This window comes from Kitasatospora sp. NPDC058170, assembly GCF_042883905.1.
Taxonomy (GTDB): Bacteria; Actinomycetota; Actinomycetes; order Streptomycetales; family Streptomycetaceae; genus Kitasatospora.
The window spans coordinates 221,204-243,389 of record NZ_JBHVUV010000008.1 but is presented as its reverse complement, the minus strand read 5'-3'; the positions used below and the strand labels follow the sequence as shown (position 1 = coordinate 243,389).

Annotated in this window: 19 protein-coding genes and 2 pseudogenes; 11 read left to right on the top strand and 10 right to left on the bottom strand. The window is 73.6% G+C overall.

All coding sequences use genetic code 11. From position 1 onward, the window contains the following. Positions 1 to 114: 114 nt before the first annotated feature. The 4 genes and pseudogenes from ACFVVX_RS12065 to ACFVVX_RS12050 form a co-directional block, all read right to left on the bottom strand. Positions 115 to 1,118 (bottom strand): annotated as a pseudogene (locus tag ACFVVX_RS12065) (IS5 family transposase). 73 nt (positions 1,119 to 1,191) lie between these two features. Then, positions 1,192 to 1,431 carry a hypothetical protein gene (locus tag ACFVVX_RS12060; protein WP_387944240.1) on the bottom strand — a complete coding sequence of 80 codons (240 nt, stop codon included), beginning with the start codon at positions 1,429 to 1,431 and terminating at the stop codon, positions 1,192 to 1,194. A 423-nt stretch (positions 1,432 to 1,854) separates the two neighbouring features. Further along, complete coding sequence (locus tag ACFVVX_RS12055; protein ID WP_387944238.1) at positions 1,855 to 3,078, bottom strand: MFS transporter; 1,224 nt, start codon at positions 3,076 to 3,078, stop codon at positions 1,855 to 1,857. A gap of 1,293 nt (positions 3,079 to 4,371) precedes the next feature. Then, positions 4,372 to 4,977 carry a CGNR zinc finger domain-containing protein gene (locus ACFVVX_RS12050; RefSeq protein ID WP_387944236.1) on the bottom strand — a complete coding sequence of 202 codons (606 nt, stop codon included), beginning with the start codon at positions 4,975 to 4,977 and terminating at the stop codon, positions 4,372 to 4,374. Between the two features lie 104 nt (positions 4,978 to 5,081). Between ACFVVX_RS12050 and ACFVVX_RS12045 the strand changes: the two genes are divergently transcribed. Next, on the top strand, positions 5,082 to 5,930 hold the full coding sequence (locus ACFVVX_RS12045; protein ID WP_387944234.1) for an SDR family NAD(P)-dependent oxidoreductase: 849 nt from the start codon (positions 5,082 to 5,084) through the stop codon (positions 5,928 to 5,930). Between the two features lie 963 nt (positions 5,931 to 6,893). Continuing rightward, positions 6,894 to 7,619: a hypothetical protein gene (locus tag ACFVVX_RS12040; protein ID WP_387944232.1), complete on the top strand. Its 726-nt coding sequence runs from the start codon at positions 6,894 to 6,896 to the stop codon at positions 7,617 to 7,619. Positions 7,620 to 8,333: 714 nt separating this feature from the next. Here the strand turns inward: ACFVVX_RS12040 and ACFVVX_RS12035 are convergent. Next, complete coding sequence (locus tag ACFVVX_RS12035) at positions 8,334 to 9,098, bottom strand: hypothetical protein (RefSeq protein WP_387944254.1); 765 nt, start codon at positions 9,096 to 9,098, stop codon at positions 8,334 to 8,336. On the opposite strand from ACFVVX_RS12035, the gene ACFVVX_RS12030 reads away from it, so the two are divergent. Beyond that, entirely contained in the window at positions 9,034 to 10,005 is a 972-nt protein-coding gene (locus ACFVVX_RS12030; protein WP_387944252.1) for a transposase, read from the top strand. The two genes, ACFVVX_RS12035 and ACFVVX_RS12030, sit on opposite strands and share 65 nt — an antisense overlap. Further along, the gene (locus ACFVVX_RS12025; protein ID WP_387944230.1) at positions 9,894 to 10,550 is read left to right on the top strand and encodes a 2-phosphosulfolactate phosphatase; all 657 of its coding nucleotides are present in this window, start codon (positions 9,894 to 9,896) and stop codon (positions 10,548 to 10,550) included. The genes ACFVVX_RS12030 and ACFVVX_RS12025 overlap by 112 nt, the downstream gene beginning before the upstream one ends. A 90-nt stretch (positions 10,551 to 10,640) precedes the next feature. On the opposite strand, the gene ACFVVX_RS12020 is transcribed toward ACFVVX_RS12025, so the two are convergent. Continuing rightward, positions 10,641 to 11,312: a hypothetical protein gene (locus tag ACFVVX_RS12020; protein ID WP_387944228.1), complete on the bottom strand. Its 672-nt coding sequence runs from the start codon at positions 11,310 to 11,312 to the stop codon at positions 10,641 to 10,643. 364 nt (positions 11,313 to 11,676) lie between these two features. Here ACFVVX_RS12020 and ACFVVX_RS12015 point away from each other — a divergent pair, with 364 nt between their 5' ends. Then, complete coding sequence (locus tag ACFVVX_RS12015) at positions 11,677 to 11,898, top strand: hypothetical protein (RefSeq protein ID WP_387944227.1); 222 nt, start codon at positions 11,677 to 11,679, stop codon at positions 11,896 to 11,898. On the opposite strand, the pseudogene ACFVVX_RS12010 reads toward ACFVVX_RS12015, so the two are convergent. Further along, positions 11,833 to 12,348: pseudogene (locus ACFVVX_RS12010) on the bottom strand (terpene synthase family protein); the annotation flags it as partial. The gene ACFVVX_RS12015 and the pseudogene ACFVVX_RS12010 overlap by 66 nt on opposite strands. Between ACFVVX_RS12010 and ACFVVX_RS12005 the strand changes: the two are divergent. After that, positions 12,247 to 12,642 (top strand): hypothetical protein, encoded by a 396-nt coding sequence (locus ACFVVX_RS12005; RefSeq protein WP_387944225.1) that lies wholly within the window; start codon positions 12,247 to 12,249, stop codon positions 12,640 to 12,642. The pseudogene ACFVVX_RS12010 and the gene ACFVVX_RS12005 sit on opposite strands and share 102 nt — an antisense overlap. 480 nt (positions 12,643 to 13,122) lie before the next feature. Then, positions 13,123 to 13,908, top strand: coding sequence for a GNAT family N-acetyltransferase (locus tag ACFVVX_RS12000; protein WP_387944223.1), 786 nt, complete (start codon positions 13,123 to 13,125; stop codon positions 13,906 to 13,908). Positions 13,909 to 14,460: 552 nt separating this feature from the next. On the opposite strand, the gene ACFVVX_RS11995 is transcribed toward ACFVVX_RS12000, so the two are convergent. Next, positions 14,461 to 14,961: a hypothetical protein gene (locus tag ACFVVX_RS11995; protein WP_387944221.1), complete on the bottom strand. Its 501-nt coding sequence runs from the start codon at positions 14,959 to 14,961 to the stop codon at positions 14,461 to 14,463. A gap of 1,287 nt (positions 14,962 to 16,248) precedes the next feature. On the opposite strand from ACFVVX_RS11995, the gene ACFVVX_RS11990 reads away from it, so the two are divergent. From ACFVVX_RS11990 to ACFVVX_RS11980, 3 genes are all read left to right on the top strand, one after another. Continuing rightward, positions 16,249 to 17,088, top strand: coding sequence for an NAD(P)H-binding protein (locus tag ACFVVX_RS11990; RefSeq protein ID WP_387944219.1), 840 nt, complete (start codon positions 16,249 to 16,251; stop codon positions 17,086 to 17,088). 479 nt (positions 17,089 to 17,567) lie between these two features. Further along, the gene (locus ACFVVX_RS11985) at positions 17,568 to 18,224 is read left to right on the top strand and encodes a hemerythrin domain-containing protein (RefSeq protein ID WP_387944217.1); all 657 of its coding nucleotides are present in this window, start codon (positions 17,568 to 17,570) and stop codon (positions 18,222 to 18,224) included. Between the two features lie 415 nt (positions 18,225 to 18,639). Then, positions 18,640 to 19,233: a DUF1772 domain-containing protein gene (locus tag ACFVVX_RS11980; RefSeq protein WP_387944215.1), complete on the top strand. Its 594-nt coding sequence runs from the start codon at positions 18,640 to 18,642 to the stop codon at positions 19,231 to 19,233. Positions 19,234 to 19,524: 291 nt separating this feature from the next. Here ACFVVX_RS11980 and ACFVVX_RS11975 read toward each other — a convergent pair whose 3' ends face one another. Together ACFVVX_RS11975 and ACFVVX_RS11970 are read right to left on the bottom strand one after the other, a co-directional pair. Continuing rightward, entirely contained in the window at positions 19,525 to 19,950 is a 426-nt protein-coding gene (locus ACFVVX_RS11975) for a hypothetical protein (protein ID WP_387944213.1), read from the bottom strand. Positions 19,951 to 20,140: 190 nt separating this feature from the next. Beyond that, a complete protein-coding gene (locus tag ACFVVX_RS11970; RefSeq protein ID WP_387944211.1) occupies positions 20,141 to 20,623 on the bottom strand; it encodes an SRPBCC family protein in 483 nt (160 codons plus the stop codon). 63 nt (positions 20,624 to 20,686) lie between these two features. Between ACFVVX_RS11970 and ACFVVX_RS11965 the strand changes: the two genes are divergently transcribed. Beyond that, on the top strand, positions 20,687 to 21,316 hold the full coding sequence (locus ACFVVX_RS11965; protein ID WP_387944209.1) for a TetR/AcrR family transcriptional regulator: 630 nt from the start codon (positions 20,687 to 20,689) through the stop codon (positions 21,314 to 21,316). The last annotated feature ends 870 nt before the right edge of the window (positions 21,317 to 22,186 follow it).

Sequence of the window (22,186 nt, the reverse complement as noted above, 5' to 3'; positions counted from 1 at the left end):
TCCCATGGAGACCGCCCCTGACGGGCACCAGCCCACTACACTCGCTGCGCAGCCCTCTGATCAGGCAAAACGTCGAAGTCCTGCTGGAGTACTAGGGTGCGTATTTGGTCGTGATCAAGGGGTGGTCCTGTTGAGGTCTTTGATCCAGATCATCGCGCCGCGTAGGTGGAGGCCGGCGAGGTAGCTGGCGGGCGTTTTGTCGTAGCGGGTGGCGATGCCTCGCCAGGCCTTCAGCTTGTTGATCAGGCGCTCGACGGTGTTGCGCTCCTTGTAGAGGTCGGCGTCGTGGCTGACGGGCCGGCCGCCCCGGCTGCCCTTCTTCGTCCGGTTGGCAGCCTGGTCCCTCTTCTCCGGGATCACGGCCTTGATCGCGCGTTGACGCAGGTGGGCACGGTTGCCGCGGGACGAGTAGGCCTTGTCCCCGGCGACTGCGCCGGGCCGCGTGCGGGGACGGCCGACCGGCCCTCGGACCCGTAATTTCTTGAGCACGGGGATGAACTGCGGACTGTCGGCGGCCTGCCCCTCGGTCAGCACGAGCACCAGCGGGCGGCACCTGCGGTCGCCGGCGACGTGGATCTTGCTGGTCTGGCCGCCCCTGGAGCGCCCGAGCAGTGCGGCCCTCAGGCGGAGCTTGCGCCGCCGCCGGGCACGTCGTCGCTCCTCGCGTCCCGGATCATCTGCGGCGTCCTGTCCGTCTTGTTCTTCCGGGCCGCCCCCTTTTGCCGGGCCTTCTCCGCCTCGTCGGCCGCCTTCTCCAGGGCAGCCAGGGCGTCGGGGCCCAGATGCATCCCGGCGGCGTCGTGATGGGCCCGAACGGTCGTGGAATCCACACTGACCAGCGACAGGTCCACCTCGCCCCGCCTTGCGGCTTCCGCGATCGCGCCCTCCAGCAGGGCTTCGAAGACGCCCGCGTCACGCCACTGCCGGAAGCGGTTGGAGACGGTCGACCACCCGCCGAACTCCACCGGCATCTCCCGCCACTGCCCGCCGGTCCTGAACCGCCAGACCACGCCCTCGAACTGCTGCCGCAGCCGCTCCGGGTACGGGCCGTACTCGCCGATCGGCAGGTACGGCTCGATGAACTCCCACTCCGCATCAGTCAGTTGCACACGCGTCACGCAACATGGTCTACCTGATCAAGCCCCGCTGTGAGGGCGAATCCCACAGATTGATCACGACCCGATACTCGCCCTAGCCGGCCTCGGGCTCGGTGAGGACGCCGAGGCCGACCAGGCGCTTGAGGTTGTGCCGGGTGCTCTCGATGTTCTTCGGCATGATGGCGCAATCGAGGCGCTCGCACAGGTCGCGGGCGCGCATCGGCCCGGCGGCGTCGGCGGAGTCGGTGACCGCGTGAACCTTCAGCTCCTGCTTGATGCGCTCGATATCCAGGAGGTCGCCGTCTGGGCCCCGGCCGGCGGTTTCCGTGTGCAAATCGGCGAGTTGCAGGCCCGACCGCGGGGGGCGAGATCGGCTTCGAGCACCTCTCGATCGCACGGAAGGCCGTCACCGGCCTCGCCGACCGGCTCCCGGCCGCTCCGCCGGACCTGCCCGAGCACCCGGACCACCCCCTCATCCCCACCGTCTTCCACGACGTAACCGGAGCGCTGCGGGCCCGGGACGCCTGCCGGGCCCCCGGCCATGACCTGCTACCGGAGGACATCGAAGGCGCCCGTGCCACGCTGAAACGCCTGGTCGCGCCCACCATCCCCACCGAGGACGGCGCCGGCAGCCTCGCCGGGAAGGGGTGACCGGCCGAGCCGCGCGATCAGCAGCCCCGCTCCAGTCCCACCAGGGAAGAGACACCAACCCCAGGAGCCGCCCGCCGGAGCAAACACCCGGGGCCCCTGCGGGTTGTCAGGTGCTGTGCGGCCATGTCGGGTGGCGGGTGGAGTGCATCCGTGCGGCGGTGACTGCGAGCACGGCGATGAGGCCGGCGAGTGTCATGACGGTGGAGGGGGAGGTCCGGTCGACGATGGCGCCGCCGGTTACCGCGGCGAGTGAGATCGTCAGCTGGAAGGAGGCGGTGAACAGTACGGACGCTGCTTCGGGGGTGTCGGGGGCTGCTTTGGTGAACCAGGTCTGGGAGGTGACGGGGACGGCGCCGTAGGCAAGGCCCCAGAGGGTCAGCAGGGTGATGGCGCCGCTCTGCCAGCGTCCCAGGACCGGTAGCAGCAGGGTGACGGCTGCGATCGTGGCGGCGGCGAGAGCGAAGGCGGCCCGGGGGTGGCGGGTGACCAGTGCTGCGCCCAGGAAGTTGCCGGCGATTCCTGCGGCACCGTAGACGAGCAGGAGGACGGTGACCTGTCGAGGGCTGGTACCGGTGACCTGTTCCAGGAACGGGGTGATGTAGGTGTAGGCCCCGAAGTGCGCCAGCACGGTCAGGAAGGTCAGCAGCAGCGCGAAACGCGCGTTGGCATTCGTGACCATGCCGCGCAGCACGCTCGGGCGGGTCGTCCGGTCGGGTGGCAGCGGCGGCATGGCCAGGAGCAGCATGGCCAGTACGGCGGTGGTGAGGGCGCCCATGACGGCGAAGGCGGTGCGCCAGCCGGCCAGGTCGCCGATGAACGTGCCGGCCGGTACGCCGAGTACGGAGCCCAGCGGTACCGCGGAGAAGATCACCGACGTGGCGCGGGTGACCGACGCCGCGGGCACCAGGCGCTCGGCCAGTGCGGCGCCGATCGACCAGAAGCCCCCGATGACGATGCCGACGATGACGCGGGAGGCCAGGACCAGCCAGTAGCCGGGTGCCGCGGCGGCCAGGAAGTTCGCCGTGGCCAGCAGGAGCATGAACACGCACAGCATCAGGCGGCGGTCGACGCGGGCGCTCGCCACGGTGACCACGGGTGCGGAGACGGCCGCGAGGAGTCCGGGCATGGTGATCATCAGCCCGGCCATGCCGTCGGAGACGGCGAAGCTGGAGCCGATCGTGGTGAGCAGGCCGATCGGCAGGATCTCGGTCGTGACGATCGAGAAGATTCCCAGCGTGAGCGAACCGACGGCCAGCCACCCCGTCAGGGGAGGCCGGGTGGGTGGGCCGGCTGCGCCGCAGCGGCGCGCGGTGGTGTGTGTCGGGGCCATGGATTTCCGTCCTGTGAAGGGCCTTGCGTTTGCGTGGTCAGTTCAACAGGACCCGGGCGGTGGGGGCTGGCAGGTCTGCGACATCAACCCTGGAGCGGGGGTGGTGTCGCGGATCTGCTGGACCGCTCTGCCGCAGGGCTCCCGGTCGGGGGCTTCGGTACCGGGAGGGCGGTTCATGGGGTGGCGTCCCCTTCCGTGTGGGGGTGGGGCAGGGCCGCCGGCGGCGGTGCCCGGCCGGCTTGCTGCGTCCCGGTGGAACCGCCGGCACCGTCCTGCGGTACGGCGTGCGTTCACCCGCCCCGCCGCCTCGGCGGAGCGGCGGCCGCGGACCGGCGGATTCCCGCTTGCACCCGCACCGTGAGGCGACGGCAGAACCCCTCGAAGACTCGCGAACCGCCCTCGTGAGTCGGTGGCGTCGGCACGGGGGTGCGTTTGCGGCCGTGGTCAAGGGGCGAGGGGCGGTCTGTCGAGGTCTTTGGTCCAGGTCGTCGCGCCGCGCAGGCGGAGGCCGGCGGGGTGGCCGGCGGGCGTCCTGTCGTGGCGGGCGGCGGTGCCTGGCCGGGCCTTCGGCTTGTTGGTCAGGCGCTCGACGCTGTCGCGCTCCTTGGAGGGGGCGGCGTCGCGGCTGACGGGCTGACGGGCTGGCGGTGGCGGTCGGCGGCTTCGGTGGAGCCGGGGGCGTGGGTGGAGCCGGGGGTTGTCGCGGGTGGAGGGGTGCAGGAGCGGTCGGGGTCCTGTGCGGCGGGTGGTGGCTGGGTAGGTGCCGGCGCCTGGGCGGGGGTCGTGGGGGGCTTTGGCTTCCTGAGCGGCCGGGCGGCCGGGCGGCTGGGCGGGGGTGTCGGGCCGCGTCCTTGGGGCGTTGGCCGGGATCGGGTGGTCGGGGTCTGCGGGCCGTCGGGGCCGCCTGTCGGAGGGCGGTGCGGCCGGCAGCGTGCCCGGGTCTGCGAGGGCGCCGGCCCGGGCTCCCGGCGGCCGTGTGCCGGGGCGTCTCGGCGGCTGGTGGCGGCTGCGGCCGGATCCGTCGGCGGTTGTCGGTGCGCCGGTGGTGGGGCTCGCCGGCCGTTGCCCGCCTGCTGCTCGGGGCGGGCCTGCTCGCCTGATCCGCCCGCCGGTTGGGCCCGGTTGGGCCCGGTTGGGGCGGTGCGGGGTGTCGGGGGTGGGGCGGGGTGGGGTGGTGGGAGGGCCGGTGTGGGCGCGGCGGGGTCGGGGGTGCCTGGGGTTCGCGGTCGGGCGCCGGCTTGTCGGTGGTGTTCCGGGTACTGCTGCGGGGGGCTCCGCGGTGGTGGCGGGTCTTCAGGCGTGGGGCGGGGTGTGGTTGCGTTGGCGTTGGCGGTAGTTGCGCATGGATACCTGGGAGCCGCAGCCGGGGCTGCAGTACAGGCCTGCTCCGTTGCGGGTGCGGTCGAGGAAGCCGAAGTGGCAGGGGGGGTTGCGGCATGCCTTGATGCGGCCCCAGTCGCTGCTCTGGGCGATGGTCGCCGCTGCGGCCAGGACGGTTCCGAAGACGCGTTCCACTCCTGTCTGCGGTGATGCCAGTTCGACGCCGCCGGCCGTCACGACGGTCGCCAGGGGGTAGAGGGAGCCGGCGCGCCGCAGGTGCCGTTCGGCGTGCTGCAGCGGCTCGCCGAGGCTGTCCTGGTCGCCGCTGTGGGCGAGCAGCACGGTCACCAGGGCGTCGCGCAGCTCGCGTGCGGTGGCGGCGTCGGCGTCGGTCGCGGGGGTTTCGCCGCCGAAATCGTCGTACTGCGCCAGCCATTGCGTGAACGCGTCGCCGTCTTCGAACAGCTCGCGCAGGCCGGAGCCGTCCGCGCGGGTGTTGACGAACGCGAGCACGGTCTGCGCCGCCGGTGGGGCGGTGCGCGGGCTGGGCTCGGGGGGTTGGGCTGTCGCACTGCTCATGCCTTCACCCTACATCGGCAGGTAGAGGCGCTAATCGGTGTAACGGGCAACCCGGAGCGCCATCCCCCTTGACTCGTTGCGAGCTAACTCATTACGGTCGCAACATGAATGGGATATTCGACCAGCAGGCCCACCCCCGCACATGGCTGATCACCGGCGCGACGTCCGGTATCGGCCGCGAACTGGCGCTCCAGGCGCTGGAGAGCGGCGACGCCGTCGCGGCGCTCGCCCGCGACACCGCCCCCCTGGACGAACTGGCCGGCGCGCACGGCGAGCGCCTGCTCCTCCTCCAAGCGGACGTGCGCAAGGAGGAGGCCGTCCGGGAAGCGGTGGAGCGCACACTCGCCCGCTTCGGCCGCATCGACGTGGTGGCCAACAACGCCGGCTACGGACTGTTCGCAGCCGTCGAGGAGGCCTCCGACACACAGGTCCGCGCCGTGTTCGACACCAACGTCTTCGGAGCGCTCAACGTGCTCCGCGCGACGCTGCCGGTGCTGCGCGCCCAGCGCTCCGGCCACATCCTCCAGGGCTCCTCCGTCTACGGGCAGTCAGCCCATCCCGGCGTGGGCCTGCTGGCCGCGACCAAGCACGCGCTCGAGGGCCTCTCCGAGGCCCTGGCGGCCGAGGTCGCACCGCTCGGCATCAAGGTCACACTCATCCAGCCCGGCCTGACCGCGACGCCCTTCCTCGCCAACCTCGACGTCGCCCCCGCCCTGCCCGACTACGACCCAACCGTCCGCGAGGTCCACCAGGGCATCGCCGAGTTGCCGGCCTCCGCGTTCTCCCCCGCGGCACGCATCGCCGCAGGCATCCGGACCGCCGTCGACAGCCCCAACCCCCCGCTGCGCCTGGCGCTCGGCGCCAGCGGCGCCACGGGCATGCGCGCCGCCCTGGAGGCGCGCATCGCGGACCTGGACGGCTGGAAGCGGGTGACCGACGCCGTCGACGGGTAGCCGCACGTCCCGCCGGCGCCCGCGGTGCCGGGGGCCGCGGTGCCGGCGGCGGCGGGGGCCGCGCGTGCCCGGCGGGCCGGGAAGCACTCTCGTCCCGGGGGCCGCGGTCGGGGAACTGCACGCCGCCGGGGTGGCGGTGATGCTCTGGACGCCCGACAGCGCAGCCCGCTGGAAGGCGCCGTACGCCGACACCCTCGGCGCCGACGAAGCGGGAGCCGGCTCCTCGGGCGTTCTGCGCCACGCGGGCCGGCGAACTGTGCCGGCCGGCCCCACCCCCGGGGGGCCGGCCGGGACGGGGCGTCAGGGCTGCGCGGTGGCCCGTCGGCCGACTGGACGTCGGGGCGGGGCGCAGCGGGCTGTCCGGGACGGGCGGCCCCGGTCTTCGGTGCACGCGCGGCCGCGTGGGGAGCCGGGAGCGGGCCCGGCCGTTTTCGCGGCTGTGGCCGGAGTTCCGCGAATGATCAAGGAGAGGTGCTGGCCCGCTCGTTCCCCAGCGGGCGCGGCCGCCCGGTCGGTACCGTCACCGAGTACGGCAAGGCGAGGGCTGCGCCCCTTGCGTTCCGGCGGTCGTAACCCGTCGATGTGCGGATCTCCTCGATCGCCTCCTCGATCGCCCCTTGGTGGACGAGCTCACGAGCGCGTTCCTGAACTGCCTGTGGAACAGGGAGGTGCATAGCCCTGACAAGATCGGCATCCCACCCCTGCCTCCGTGCACGCCAAGCGCGAAATCGCGCTCCAGCCGACCATTCCATCGTTCCTCCGGAGCTGAGTCGCGCCGTCGCACTTCAGCGGTGACTCGTGAGGGTGCGGATCCGAAGGAGTGGGAAGGAAGCCCGGCCGAACGTGGCGTGCTTGAGGGGCTTGACCTTGTTGACGTGGCCTTCGACCTGCACCGAACCGCCTCGACCGGGTATCGTGCGGTCCCGCGGATCCATGCCCCTGTCCTGGGAAAAGAAGTGCAGGATGCACATCCTGGATGACCTCACCGGTCTTTCCTCTCGTGCAAGGAGTCTGCTTGAACGAACCGGCCGGCGCGATGATCCGCAGGAACCTCGGCTCTCCACCGAGTTCCTGCGGATCCGGGACTGCTTCGGCCGGTCGATTCCCGCGCCCATGATGCTCGTGGTCCGCCGGGAGGGGTTCGAGCGGAAGTACGGCGGACTCCGTTACCAAGTGCGACGCGGCTCCACCGTCGAGGGCGAACGCCGCGAGGTGCTTCGCGAGTGGCGCTACGACCTGGGCCGGAGCATGTGGCCCGGCGCCGCCGACGGCTGGTACTTCGATTGGTTCGGGGAACGGGTGTCCTCCCCGGTGCGCTACCTGGTGCACACGGACGGACGAGTCGGAGTGGGCGACGCAGGCGGCACGTTCCTCGAGATCGCCCCGTCCATCCCGGCGCTCATCGAATCCCACGCTCTCACCGACACGGTCTCGACCTGGGACCGCACCGCCGCCGGCGTGGACGGCTTCGCACTCGCCGAGCAACTCGACGGCCTCACCGACATCCCCGAAGCATCAGGCGCCACCGTCCGATGGCGGCTGTCCGGCAACGTAGCGGTCGAGGAGTTCCGGAACTGGAGCAGCGGCGCGCCGCGTCGTTGGCGCGCGTTCATCTGGAGTCGGGGTGAATCTGGTCGGCGCCGGGTTGAGGAGGCCGCTGGCCGAGTAGCGGCCACACAGCAGACCTGACAGCCACCGGATGACGACCGCTGCCTGACAGAGCTGATTCCACCGAATGATCCGTGTGACCTGGCCTTCAGCGGCGCCGGATCCAGTGCCGTGTCAGGCCGTTGACGACGGCGTCCCGGCCGTTGTGGGGAAGGCGGCGGAGCGCTGGACCGGGGGTGCCCCTGGTCGGGGGCGCGGGCCTTCGGCCTGTGAGGTCGTGGCCGCGGCGTTCGCGGGCGATGGCGCTGGATTCGTGGGCGAGGGCCGGGCGGTGGCCAGGTCTGGGCAGGAGTGCGGGATGCGGTCGAGCTGGTCGCGCTGCCTACCGGTCAGGGAGTCGGGGCGGTCGGGCGGGGGGTCGGTGGGTCGCGGTGTCTGGACGTCGATGGGGACTGTGTCGGGGGTTGTGGTTGTCGTTGTTGTTGGCGGGGTTCGGGTGTGGTGTGGGGAGAGTGAGTTGGCGTTGCGTCAGGGGGGTTGGGGTTCTGTCTGGGAGGGGTGTTGCGGGGGAGCGGGGGGTTGGTGCGGCCGCCGTCATCGCCGGAGTCTCCGGCAGTCCCTGTGGCCGTATCGGCACTGCGCGCCGCCCTGGTGGGGCCGTGCCGCTGCCGGGCGGCCCGCAGGGTGGTCATCCCCGGGCCCGGCCGGCATCCCACGGCGATGTGTGCGACGGAGTCCGCACGCGTCGCCGGGCCGGGCCGCGGTTTTGGGGCCCGGCCCGGCGGCGTGTGCGGATCAGCAGGTGCCGAGGTCCTGCCAGACGCCCCACTGGCCGGTGGTGCCGGGCTCCTCGCCCAGCGTCCACCACTTGGCGCTCCACTGGTGGCCCTTCCACGAGGCGGTGTTGCCACCGGTGTAGACCTGTGTGCCGGCCCAGGAGGCGGTGGAGCACGCCGGGTCGGTGCCGGTCACGGTGAGCGTGTAGGTCGCGGAGGACGTGGCCGAGGTGCCGGTCAGCGTGCCCTTGACCGTCAGCGTGTAGGTGCCGGGGGCGGCCGTGGACGCGGTCGACACCGACAGGGCGGCGCTGGGGCTCCCGCCCGTCGAGGACGGGCTGACCGAGGCGGTGACCCCCACGGGAGCGCCGCTGACCGTCATCGCGATGGACGTGTTCGAGCCGTTGTTGATGATGGCCGTGCTCACGGTCGCGGTGGTCGACGAGCCGGCGGTCACCGTGCCCGAGGACGGGCTGACCTGCACCTGGATGGCGGGCACCTGGCCGCTCGACGGGGAGGGCGACGCGGAGGGCGAGGGGGAGGAGGTGGTGGCGGGGGCTTGGAGGAAGGCCGTCGTCGGGTACCTGCCACCCGACTGCGAAGCGGGCTTGGACGGGCTGTCGTCGGCCCGGGCCGCGGCGTACGGGGCGAAGACCTGGGCGGGCAGTGGGGTGCCCGCCGCGTGGACGGTGCCGGTGGCGGTGAGCGCCAGGCCGGCGATGGCGGCGGCGGTGACGGCTCCGGCGAGCAGGGCTCGCAGTGGTGCGCGAACGGGTCCGGCCATGGACCGCGCTCCCTTCGAAGGTGGGGGACTTCGGCGACCTGAGGCACTCTGGCCGGACCAATACTGGTGGTCTGGACCACCCGGCTGTCAAGAGTCCTTACCGGGCTCTCGGGCTCAGCGGTTGCGCCGTATGGGCCGCGGCAGTTCCGGAGTTCCTGCGGGCCGTGTTCCGCGTCGGCTGGAACACCCGCCAGGTCATCTGCCCCGAAGGCCGCACCGGCACCGGCTGGTGCCCCGTCACCCGGCGCGGTCGCGACGCCATCGTGATCGCCTTCGCCGGCGCCGGCTGCCGTCCCTGCCCTCCCGTGAATGCTGCACCACCGCGGCCCGCGGCACCCGCATGCCCACCCTGCGGCCCCGCGAGTTCCACGACCATGTCGCCGCCGCCCGCGCCGAACAGGCCGCCGGCGCCTGGCAGGCCGCGTACGCCCTGCGCGCCGGCGTCGAGGGCGCCGTCAACCAGGCACCCGACATCACCGGCCTACGCCGGGCCCGCTACCGCGGCCGGCCCAAGGCCCCCCTCCGGCACGCCTTCTGCGCCACCGCGATCAACATCGTCCGACGCGACGCCCACCGGAGCGGCCCACAACCCGACTCGACGCCCACCGGAGCGGCCGACAACCCGACCAGCCCCGCAAGCCCCGGACAAGCCGACCGTCCCGCCTCGCCCACCAACTCGCCGCACAGCCCCGGCCGAAATGCGCAACGGAGTCTGGGGCGGGCGGGGGTGTGGGTGATCATGGGGGTATGGATGCTCGTTTTGTTGGTATCGGGGATGTGGGCCGGGTTCCGTCGGTGGCGGTGGTGGTGGATGTCATGCGTGCTTTCACGGTGGCGGCGTGGGTGTTCGCGCGGGGGGCGGAGCGGATCGTTCTTGCGGGGTCGTTGGACGAGGCGCTGGCGTTGAAGGCGGCTCATCCGGGGTGGGTGGCGTTGAAGGACGGTCCTCGTGCGCCGGGGTTCGATCTGGTGAACTCGCCGGCTCTGGTGCGTTCGGCGGATCTCGGTGGGCGGACGGTGGTGCAGAAGACCACGGCGGGGACGGTGGGTGCGCTGGCGGTGCGGGAGGCGTCGCTGGTGCTGTGTGCGGGTTTCGTGGTGGCGGAGGCGACGGCGGGGGTGTTGCGGGCGCGGGGGAGCGACGGTGTGACGTTCGTGGTGACGGGTGAGGACGGGCGCGCGGAGGAGGATCTGGCGTGTGCGCAGTACATCGCCCGCCGGGCCGCGGGGGCGGAGGTTGATCCTGCGGGGTTCCTGGGCCGGGCGGGCGGGTCGCGTGCGGCGGGCGAGTTGGCGCAGGGGGTGCGCGAGGGGGCGCATCCGGACGATGTCGCGCTGTGTCTCGAGCTCGACCGCTTCCCTTTCGCGATGGCGGCCTCGGTGGAGGAGGGCTCGTTGATGGTCCTGCGCCCCTATGCGGTGCCTTCGCCGGCCGGTGGCGCCCCGCTCTGACGCGCCGTGCGGCGGGTTGGCGGGGGCGGGCCGCCGCGTCGGTGGGGGTGGGGGTGGGGGTGGGGGTGGGGGTGGCGGGGTGTTCCCGGGTCAGGGGGGTGTGGGGGCGGGGATGGGGTGTCGGACGGTGACTGCCATGTCGCCGGTGTTGTCCTCCAGTACGGTGTCGTTGATCCTCAGGCGCAGTTCTCCGGCGGGTCCGGTGTTGTGCAGGGTGCGTTCTCCTCCGACCGCGAACGGCGGGCTGCTGCCGATCATCCCGATCAGGCCGGCGTGGGCCGTGCAGCAGACGTTGTTCGTCTGGTCGGGGTCCTGTGAGCACACCACCGGGTCGGTGCACCCGTCCGGTCCGACGGCGTAGCCGTTGCCGAAGGGGTGCCACTGCCCGGTGGCGGTGATCTCGACGTCCTCGCCGGCCGCCACCAGGACTCCGGAGTCCTGCCATCCCCGGGCGGCCGACACCGTGGTGGTGGTGGCGGCGGTGGGTGTGGTGGTCGTGGTCGTGGTGGCGGGGGTGGTGGTGGTGGCTGTGGGGGGTGGTCCGGTCCTGGTGGCGGTGGTCGCCCAGAACACCGCGGCGGCGACGGCGGTGGAGGCGAGGGCCGCGACGGCCAGGGAGAAGTTCATCCGGTCCGAGGCGGTGGCTGCGGGGTGCTGGGGTACTCCCCACCGCCTGGTCGCGAGCTGCGCTGCGAGGTAGGCGGTCGCGAAACCCGTGACGGTCGCTGCGGCCACGATCAGCGCTTGCCCTGTTGCGGACAAATCCGGCTCCCTGGACATCTCCTGTGGTGACGGTCTTGTCGCTCAGCGTAGCCGCGGGTGGGGGTGTCGGTGGGGTTGCGGGGCGTGTGGTCGGGGTCGGGGGCGGGACCTGGGGGGCTGGCGGGACCCGGGGGGTTCTGGCGGGGCCCCGGGGGTTTTGGCGGGGCGACTCCGGGGGTTTTGGTGGGGTGTGATGTGGCTGCCGGTGTGTTCGCTCCGGGTGGCGGGTTCTGGCGGGTGCCGGTTTCAGTGTCCGGGGGTGTTCTGGAGGTGGCCGGGGCCGGGGCCGGGTGGGACTTCCGGTGTGGTGCGGTAGCGCGGGGTCCGGGTCTGCCAGGTGTGGTAGCCGATGATCCAGGCGGCCATGGTCTCGACGTGGGTGTCGACGGCGGCGTGCTGGCCGGGGGTGGGCGAGTTGGTGGCACATGGCGGGCACGTCGCGGGCCAGGTGCCGGAAGCGGGCGACGCGCTGGTGGACCTCGTCGCGGGCCGCGGCCACGGCTTCCTCGCGGGAGCAGTCCCGGGCGTGCTGGAGGACCAGGACGAGGTTGTCCATGTCCCCGCGTGCCTCTTCCTTCTCCAGTGAGTACACGTCGTTGCACATCAGGGGGACGTCCACGGTGATCTCCCGCATGGTCCGCAGCTGCGGGCTGTGGAAGGCGGCCGCGGGGATAGTGATTCCCGCCGCGCGTTCTGCCAGTGACACCGTCAGGGCGGTGCCGGCGACGCCGCGGCGTACCTGGAGGTACTGCTCCATGTCGGAGGGTGTCCCGCGGCGGCGGTTGATCGCCTCGTGCGCGTGGGCGGCGAAGTAGTACTCCCATTCGTGGGCGGCCCGCGCCGCCCACGCGCGCGGTGCGCCCTCGGTGCAGCGCCGCCACAGGTCCGCGAATGCGACCGGGCAGGGACGGGAGCCGGCCTGCGGCCGGGCGCCGTGGACGATGTCGACGAGGTCCTGGCACAGGCGGGCGACGTCGTGGGGGGCGAGGCCCGGCGGGCCGTCGAACTGGTCGTCGAAGACGAGGAAGAACGCCATGGCGTCGGTGCACAGGTCCAGTTCGGGGCCCTGTGCGTGGGGGAAGCCGTAGGCGGCCAGGAGGGGGATGTCCCAGGAGCGGTACCGGTGAAGGGCCTGGCCGCCGGCCACCAGTTTCTGCTGCCGGACCCAGTCGAGGTTGCGGTGGCGGGCGCGGTCGAGATCCGGGCTCGTGCGCAGCGCGAAGGGCAGGTCGAACTCGGTGTCCTGCGGCACGGGTCCTCCATCGGCGCTTCGCCCGGTGCGTGGTGCACGGTGCACGGTGCGGCGGCGGGGGCCGCAGACGCACCGTAGCGCCGGGCGGTCGAGGGGGAGGGCGGGATCGGGGAGTGCGGGGCCGGCGGCCCTGGCTCCGGCGGTGTGGAGCGGCCGGTGCGGTGGCCGGGGGCCGCAGGCGCGACGTGGCGCGGGGTGGTTGAGGGGGAGGGCGGGATCGGGGAGTGCGGGGTCGGCGGCCCTGGCTCCGGCGGTGCGGGGGCGGTCGGTGCGGGGTGGGCGAGGCGGGTGCCGGCCGTGGTCGCTCTGGGCTGCTGGTTCCTTCGCGGCAGTGGCCCGGGCGCGGGGGTGTCCCCGGGGTCGGGTAGCTGCGGTTGCGGTGTTGCGGGTGTCCGGTTCGTGCGGGGTGCGTGCTGTGGCGGGGGTGCTGCGGGCCCGGACCGGCAGGGGGCGGGGTGCGTGCTGTGGCGGGGGTGGTGCGGGCCCGGACCGGCAGGGGGCGGGTGGTGTGGGGGGTTTTCGGTTGCCGCTCTGGTGGCGGGGTGGTGGAGTACGGGGATGGATCATGAAGAGTTGCTGGCCCTGTACGACCGTCGTGTCCGTCGCGGGGCCCAATCCGATGCCCCTGATGCCCGGATCGAGTACACGCCGGGGGTGGTGCGCCAGAGCGGTTCCGAGAGTGCCTGGAACGGGGTCCTGTTCTGTGATCTCGACGAGGGCGGCGCGGATGCGGCGATCGCCGAGCAGGTCCGCCACTACACCGCGCTGGGCCGGGACTTCGAGTGGACGCACTACGCGCACGACCGTCCCGCGGACCTCGGCGCGCGGCTGGGCGCGGCCGGGTTCAGGGCCGAGGACCCGGAGACCCTGATGGTCGCCGAGATCGCCGCGCTGCCCGCTGGCGCGCCGGCGGCGGGCGTGCGGATCGAGGCGGTCACCGACGAGGCGGGTATCGAGCAGGTCGTCGCGGTCCACGAGCAGGCCTTCGGGACCGACGGCTCCCGGCTGCGCCGGCGCCTGCTGGCCCAGCTCACCCAAAGCCCCGACGTCCACAGCGCCTACCTCGCGCTGGCCGAGCAGGACGGCCGCGCGGTCGCGGTCAGTGCCGCCCGCCTGGAACTGCGCCCCGGGACGGGCTTCGCGGGCCTGTGGGGCGGGGGGACCCTGGAGGCGTGGCGCGGCCGGGGCGTCTACCGGGCGCTGATCGCCCACCGCGCCCGGATCGCGGCCGACGCCGGCTACCGCTACCTGCAGGTCGACGCCTCCTCCCGGAGCCGGCCCATCCTCCAGCGCCTGGGCTTCGCCGCCCTGACCACCATCACCCCCTACCGCTACGAGCCCTGACCCCCACCCCTTCCGGCGCCCCGGCCCCTCCGGGCACACCCCCCCCGCCCCGGCGAAGCCCCGCCCCGGCGGGGCCCGCCGCCGTTGTCCTGTGTCCCGGTGCCTGTGTGCCTGTGTGCCTGTGTGGGCCTTGTTCGAAGCCCTTTGCGGGTCGGGCTGGTGCCTGTGCCGTGCCCTGCTGCCGCCTGCCGCCGTCCGTGTCGCCCGTTGCCCGTTGTCCGCAGGCCTCAGGGGTGGCGCTGCACGCCTGCCCGCGGGCCCTGCTGCGCCGCGGCTCCGGGCAGGCCCGTGGCGCCCGCCTGTCGCGGGTCCTGTGTTCCGGTGCCTGTGCGCCTGTGTGGGCCGTGTTCGAAGCCTCTTTGCGGGTCGGGCTGTTGCCTGTGCCGTGCTCTGCTGCCTGCCGCCGTCCGTGTCGCCTGCTGCCCGTTGTCCGCAGGCCTCACGGGTGGCGCTGCACGCCTGCCCGCGGCCCCCTGCTGCGCCGCGGCTCTGCTTGTCTCCGCTCTCCTGGTCACCCGGCTGTGAGTGTCCGTGGGCGATTTCGTCGAGGTGTCAGCCTTCCGTGCTTTCAGGCGTGAACGCGTAGGTGCGAACCGGGTCGAGGTGGAGTTCGTAGGGCCCGAAACAGTCTGCGGCAAGGGTGGCGATCCGGGCTCCGCAGGGACAGGCCCGGTTGGGGCCCTGCGTTCCGTTCGGTCCGCAGCATCCGGTGCTGTTCTCCCGGTTCGGGAGGGGCCGCAGCGCGGGCGCGTCATCGGGGTGGACCACGATCGTGTTGCGGTCCCCGGCCGAGACGAGGAAACCCTCCTCAGCGGTCATGAGAGGCCCGCGGGGCTGCGACGGCACTGGATTCTCCTGGTCTTCCTGCACGACGAAGGGGGCTCCCCAGGGCTCTGCTTCAATCGCGTAGCAGCCCTGCGGAACCGTCGGCGGGGCCTGCCGTGCTCCCTTCGGCCGAGCGTCTTCGAGCCCGGGAACCGTGGGGACGGCGGGCAAGGCCGTCAGGTCCGGGGTGAGCGTCGTGCCGCACTTGGAGCAGTAGAAGACCGTCACGGGTCCGTTGTAGCTGTAGATCTTCTCATCTCGCACCTCACTTAGGTCCGGCTCTCGTGGGCATGGGCGACATGCTGGGAAGGCAGCAGGGAGATGGCGACGGCTTGGTCAGCGGTTCAACTGCGCCGTCAACTCCCGGTTTGCGGCACGTGCGGCGGCGAGGTCTTCGTCGTGCTCGGCGAGGTCGGACCGGAGGCCGAGGATCTGCTGCCCACGCTCACCGATCCGGCCGGTGAGCGTTTCGACGTCGGCGGGGGCGCCCAGGCCGGATGCCTCCCAGGCGGCCTGTCCGAGCGCTTCGGACAGGCGTCGTTCGAGCCGGGCGGAGGTTCGGACGCCCGGGCGAGGACGGCCGCGTGCAGGTCAGCGTGCCGGTGGATCAGACTGCGGTGGACGCCGGCGGCGCGGACGACGGACGAGACGGTGCCGCCGCCCGTGTCGCCCGCTGCCCGTCGTCCGCAGGCCTCACGGGTGGCGCTGCACGCCTGCCCGGGGCCCCTGCTGCGCTGCGGCCCCGGGCAGGTCCGTGGTGCCTGCCTGTCGCGGGTTCTGTGTTCCGGTGCCTGTGTGCCTGTGTGGGTCGTGTTCAAGGTCTGTTGTGGACCTGTCCGCGGGCCGTGTTGCGTTGTGGTCCGTTGTCGGGCTGTCGCTGGCGGGTGGTGCGCCTGTTCGTTGCGGTTCTGTGTGGTGGTGGTGTGCGGTGCGGGTGGTGCTTGGGGTCTGTGGTGGGAGTGCCTGTTGTCTGGTTGCTGTTGGGGTGTTCTGCGGGTGTGTGTTCCGGTGGCTGCTTTGCGCGTGGGTGTTCTGCCTCCTGGGCCCGGCTTGCGCCCTGGGCCCGGCCCGTGCCCGGTCTGCGTCCTGTGCCTGCGGGCTGTGCCCGTGTTTCGTGCCTGCCCGCGGCCCGGCCCGCGTCCTGTGTCTGCCTGTTGTCCGCGTGTGTCGTGTTGTGTCGTGTCGGTTCGGGTGGTCCTGTCCGGGCCTGGGGTTGGTGGGGGCAGGCCGGGGGTGGGCCGGGCCCGGGCTGGGTGGGGTGGTTGAGGTCTGGTCAAGGTTTGCTGTATGTGTGGTGGAGGGGGTCTGCCGTCTGGGGTTGGCGCGTGCTTTGATCGCAGGAATGAAGCCCCGGCCGCACGTGCGTCCACGGCCGCGTGCATCGCGTCGTGTGTGTATCGGTACACCCCGCCCGACATCGGCGAACACCGTTGCGCGCGACGCGTAGACGCACGGACATGGACCTGAGCTCGGCGGCTATGGCCCGTCCTCTCAGAGTGGATTTGACTGGTTGCCATGACACAGACCCCGCAGAACACCCCGACCACCGCCCGTACCGTTCTCGTGATCGGCGGGAGCGGCAAGACCGGGCGCCGCGTCGCCGAGCGCCTGGCCGCCCGCGGTCACGGCGTCCGGATCGGCTCGCGTTCCGCTCCGGTGCCCTTCGACTGGAACGAGCCCGCGACCTGGCCCGCCGCCCTGGCGGGTGTCGATGCCGCCTACATCACCTACTACCCCGACCTCGCCTTCCCGGGCGCGGTGGAGTCCGTGGGCGCGCTGTCCCGCCAGGCGGCCGAACTCGGCGTCCAGCGCCTGGTCCTGCTGTCCGGACGCGGGGAGGAGGCCGCCGAGGCCGGCGAGCGCGCCGTGCAGGACGCCGGTACCCAGTGGACGATCGTGCGCTGCGCCTGGTTCAACCAGAACTTCAATGAGAGCTTCTTCCTGGACCCCGTCCTCTACGGGGAGCTGGCCCTGCCCACGGGTGACGCCGTCGAGCCGTTCGTCGACGCCGACGACATCGCCGACGTCGCCACCGCCGCCCTGACCGAGGACGGCCACCACGGCCAGGTCTACGAGCTGACCGGTCCGCGCCTGCTCTCCTACGCCGACGTCGCCGCCGAACTGTCCAAGGCCACCGGCCGTGAGATCCGCTTCAGCGCCGTCACCGTCGAGGAGTACCGCGAGGTCCTCGCCCAGGCGGGCCTGCCCGGGGAGTTCGCCGACCTGTTCACCATGATCCTCGACGGCCGCAACGCCCACCTGTCCGACGGCGTGCGCCGCGCGCTGGGCCGTGAGCCCAAGGACTTCGCCGACTTCGCCCGCGAGGCCGCCGCCACCGGCGTCTGGAACACCTGACCCACCCGCACATCCGCAACACCCCGCAGCGCCGACCGGGCCCTGCCGGTGCGCCCGCCCCGCCCCCGACACGGACGCGGCGCGGCCGCACCGGCCCCGGCCCAGGCCCCCACCACCACCGCACCACCCGCACCACCCGCACCGCCCGTACTGCCCGTACCGCCACCGCACTGCCCGTACCACCAGCACCACCAACGCACCACCAGCACCACCAACGCACCACCAGCACCACCAACGCACCGCCCGTACCTCCCGCACCACCAACGCACCGCCCGTACCTCCCGCACCACCAACGCACCGCCCGTACCTCCCGCACCATCACCGCACCGCCCGCACCATCACCGCACTGCCCGTACCGCCCCCGGAACCGCCCGTACCGCCCGTACCGTCTGTACCGCCGCTGCCGGAACCGCCGGCACCGCAGCCGTCCCCGCCCGGCCCGCCCGCCACACACAGCCCCGAAGGGGTGAGGGAGCGTCATGCCGCCCGAGAACACCCGACTGTCCAGCGAGCACGGCCTGGGCCACCTGCCCGAGCACATCCGGGGCTTCGCCCTCATGCACGTCGCGATGCGCCGCGACGGCGCCCGCCTGCTGGCCGCCGCTCCCCGTACCACCGCCGCCACCGCTCCGGCTCTGGCGGCCTGGTTCCGCCTGCTGCGCTCGGTCATCGACTGGCACCACCACAGCGAGGACGAGCTGCTCTGGCCCGAACTGCTGCGCCGGGCCCCCGACTTCGCCGGCTCCGACCGTGCCCTGGTGGAGGACCACAGCGCTCTGGACGAGGCGATGGACCGTGTCGGTGCGGCCCTGACGGCCCGCGGCGCGCACCCCGCCCCGCTGGTGGAGGCCGCCGGGCGTTTCGACGCCCTGATCCGCGACCACCTGCGCCTGGAGGAGTCGGTCGTCTTCCCCGTCATCGCCGCGATGCCCACCGGCGCCTACCTGGCGCTGGAGCGGCGCATCATCGCCAGCGCCCCCGCCGCGGTGCGCACCGTCCTGCAGCCGTGGATGTTCGACGGCGCCGACCGCGCCGCCACCGCGGCGGTGGCCGCCACCATCCCCGCCCCGGTGCGCCTGCTCGGCAACACCGTCCTGGCCCGCCGCTACCGCCGCACCCTGGCCGCGGTCCTCTGAACGCCCCGCCCCCGGACACCGCACCACCAGCACCACCCTGCGCCGCCGGAACCACCCCGCACTACCGGAACCACCCCGCACCACCAGCACCACCAGGACCACTGCACTACCGGAACCACTCCGCACCACCAGCACCACCAGGACCACTGCGCCACCGGAACCACCCCGCACCGCTGCGCCGCTCCGCACCACCGGAACCACTCCGCACCACCAGGACCACTGCGCCACCGGCACCACCCCGCACTGCTGCACTACCGGAACCACCCTGCTCCGCACGACCCGCGCCGCTGCGCACCTCCGGTACCGCCGTGCCACCCGTACGGCGGTGCCGTCCGGGTGCGGCGTTGGTCCGGCCATCCCGACGCTCCCCCTTTTCGGCCTGTGAAGGGGGGACACGACACCGAAGGAACCCCCGATGCGCTCCGAGCCGACCGCTCCCGCCTACTACACCGCCCCGCCCGCCGCCCACTACAGCCCCGGAGGTCCGGTGCCCGCCGTCCGCCCCGGCCAGGGCAGGGCCGCCGGCCCCGTCCTCGTGGCCGCCACCATCGCCATGGGCCTGATGGCCGGCCTCTTCTTCGCCTTCGACGTCTCCGTGATGCCCGGCCTGGCCAAGGGCGACGACCGCACCTACGTCACCGCCATGCAGAACATCAACAAGTCCATCGAGAACGGCCTGTTCGGCCTCGTCTTCGTCGGCGCGTTCGCCGCCACCGGCATCGCCGCCTACCTCGAGCACAAGGCCGGCCGGCGTACCGCCGCGTTCTGGGCCGCCGCCGCCACCGTCGCCTACGTCGCCGCCCTGGTCGTCACCATGGGCGTCAACATCCCCCTCAACAACCAGCTCGCCCAGGCCGGCGACCCCTCCCAGATCCAGGACTTCGCCGCCGTGCGCGCGCATTTCGAGAACACCTGGGTCGCCACCAACATGCTGCGCACCGCCCTGTGCACGGCGGGCCTGGCGGCCCTGACCCGCGCCCTGCTCCTGCACTCCCGAGCCTCCCGCTGACCCGCGCCCGGCCCCGCACAGGTCCCGCGCCGCGTCCCGCGCGCCGTGTGCCGGTGCCCGTTGTCCCGTCCGCGGGGCGCACGGGCACCGGCACGCGGTGCGTGCGGTCCCGGTGGCGGTGCGCCCGCATCCCGTATCCCGCGTCCACCGCTGCGGCCGGTGGCCGCGCCGGGGTGTCCGGGGCGCACCGCCCGGGCCCCGCGGCCCCGTTGGCGCGGCCGACGGCCGACGGCTGACGGCAGGCGGCAGGCGGCAGGCGGTGTGGGTGGGGGTGTGCGGTGGTCCGGGCGGCTACGGCCAGCCCGTCGCAGCGGTGGTGAGGGTGGCTCTGGCCGCGGCGATCGTCTCGCACGCCCGCCGGACCTCCACCGCGGCCCAGTGCGCGGGCAGCGGTCCCTGGGCCCGTAGGGCGCCCGCCCGGCGCTGGAGCTCGCGCAGCGCGCCGCCCTGGGCGCTGGACAGGCCCATCTCCTGGTAGTCGCCGGGGTCGGCGGTGCCGTCCAGGGAGGCCTGCAGCCACGGCCCGATACTCAGGACGCAGTCCTCCAGCGGGCCGGCCGCCGACGGCGGCCGAGGCGCGGGCGGCGCAGGCGTGGCGCCCGCCCCGCCCGCCCCGCCCGCCCCGCCGGGTCCGGCGCACCCCGCCGCCAGGACAAGGCCGAGGGCGAGGGCGAGGGCGGGGGCGGGGCCGAGGGCGGCCGTGAGCCGTCTGCGCATGCCCGCAAGTGTGGCGCCCTCCGCCCGCCCGCACCAGGTGTCGGCGTACGGGTGGACGTGCTCACTTCTCGGTGTACTGGTTGCCGCGCTCGGGCCGGCCGCGGCCCCTTGGAACGCGCTCAGGTCTGTGCCGGCGCTCTGTGCCGGCCCTCTGCGGTGCGCTCCGGAGGTGAGCGCGTGTGTTCGGTGGTCAGCGCATGAGGTGGCGCAGCAGCCGTACGTAGCGGCTCCGGTGGGCCGGGCGGGTCGCCGTGCCGCAGCAGGCCAGTTCGGCGCGGTCCAGGCTGTCCTGCAGGCAGGCGTCGTGGAGCGGGCGGAAGACGAGCGGCCAGGTGAGGCGTGCCGGGCCGCGGACGGTCATGGCGAGGGTGTGGCGCAGTAGCGTGTGCTCCTCGTCGACGGCCAGGGCGGTGTACTCGTGGAATCCGTGGAAGCCGCGCGGCCCGCTGAAGGTGAAGCGCACCCATTGCGAGGGGACGTGTGCGGTGACGGTGTAGCGGACCGGGCCGTGCCCGCCGGCCGCGCCGGCCGCCAGGGGCCGGTCGAGCACCATCGCCGGCCAGCTGTCGTGCGGCCAGAGCTTGTCGTCGCCGCTCGCCAGGGTCTCCATGAGCGCTCCCACCTCGCTTCGCTTCGCGGCCAGCAGGCGCTCGTGCACGTTGTAGACGCCCATGCGTCCTCCCCGGATTCTTTTTAGAGGAACATCTCTAATATTGTGGAGAGTACCCTCCAGTTCATGGCGAGACCACCCCGCTTCGACGCGCAGCAGCTCCTCGACGCCGCCGTGCGACTGGCCGCCGCAGGGGGCCCGGCCGCGGTGACGATGTCCGCGGTCGCCCTGGAGGTGGGCGCCCCGAGCGGTTCGGTGTACCACCGGTTCGCCGGACGGCCCGCGCTGCTCGCCGAGGTGTGGCTGCGGACGGCGGAGAGCTTCCAGGACGGCTATTTCAAGGCCCTCGAAGCAGGCGGCGACGCGCGGCAGGCGGGGTGTGCGGCGGCACGCCATGTCGTCGCCTGGAGCCGCGCCCACCCGCAGGAGGCCGTTCTCCTCCTCTACGGCGCCGAGGACTTCGGGCGCGCCGACTGGCCCGAGGAGCACCTCCGGCGGGCGGACCGCGGCAGCCGGCGCGTGCGCGCCTGCCTCGCCTGCCTCGCCGCTGCCCTGGGCGCCGAAGGCCGGCAGGCCGCCGAGCGGGTCGCACTCGCGGTGGTCGACCTGCCCCTGTCACTGGTCCGCCGCCACCTGCGGGCCGGCGACCCCCTCCCCGCCCACGCCGAAGACCTCGCCGAGGAGTGCACCGCCGCACTGCTCGCGTCGCTTCCCGCGGCGTCGGCGGCTGTGCCGGCGGGTCCAGCCACAGGCTGAGGAACCGTCCGCACGGCCATCGAGAGGGACAGCGGGGGCGCCTGAGGACTGAGCGCACTCATCCGTACGTACCTGGGCACTTCACCGAGTACGCCGACACCGGGGGACCCCGCGGCATCCGCCCGGACCCGGTGCCCGGGCCGGGCCCGCCACCCCGCCCGGCTCGGCGCCCCGCCCGCACCGCAGACCCCGCAGTACCCCGTCCGGACTCCGAGTCCGGGCCGCCCCGGGCCGGCGGCCGGGTGGTCGTCGGTGGCGGCGGGCCGCCCGGTGACCGGGCCGCCCGGTGCCCGGTCCGCGGCACGTGCCCGGCGCAGTGCCGCACCCGCCCGGACCCGGGGACCGGGGAGCGGCGTGCCTCGCGCGGGGGCGGCCGCCGCCGGGCCGTGACCGGCCCGCCGCCCCGGCCCGCTGCTCCCGGCCGGGTGCGGCCGTCCGGCGCGGCACGTGCTCGGCGCAGTGCTGCACCCGCCCGGACCCGGGGACCGGGGGGCGGTGTGCCTCGCGCGGGGGCTGGTGGTGCGGGCCGGCGGGCAGGGCGCGGGAGCGGGCCCCGGGCTGGGTGGGTGCCACGTGCGCTCCGGCGTCGGGCTGGGGCGGGTGCCACGTGCGGTTGCCGCCGGGTCGGGCGCCCGGGCCGGCGGACGGCTGTGCCGCAAGCGGGGCATCCCGCCGGCCGCACCCCGGGCCGGGGCTCCGGCGGGGCCCGGAGGCAGCGTGAACCGGGTCGGAACACTCGGGCGGGCCGTGTGCGGCGGGGCTCCGCTGCGCCTGCTGCGGAGCCGGGTCCTCGCCCGGCCGTGAACGCCGGGGCGGCTTCGCGCAGTTCCGGCCAGGGCCCCGGAAAAGCGGCCGGGGTGGCCGCCCGCG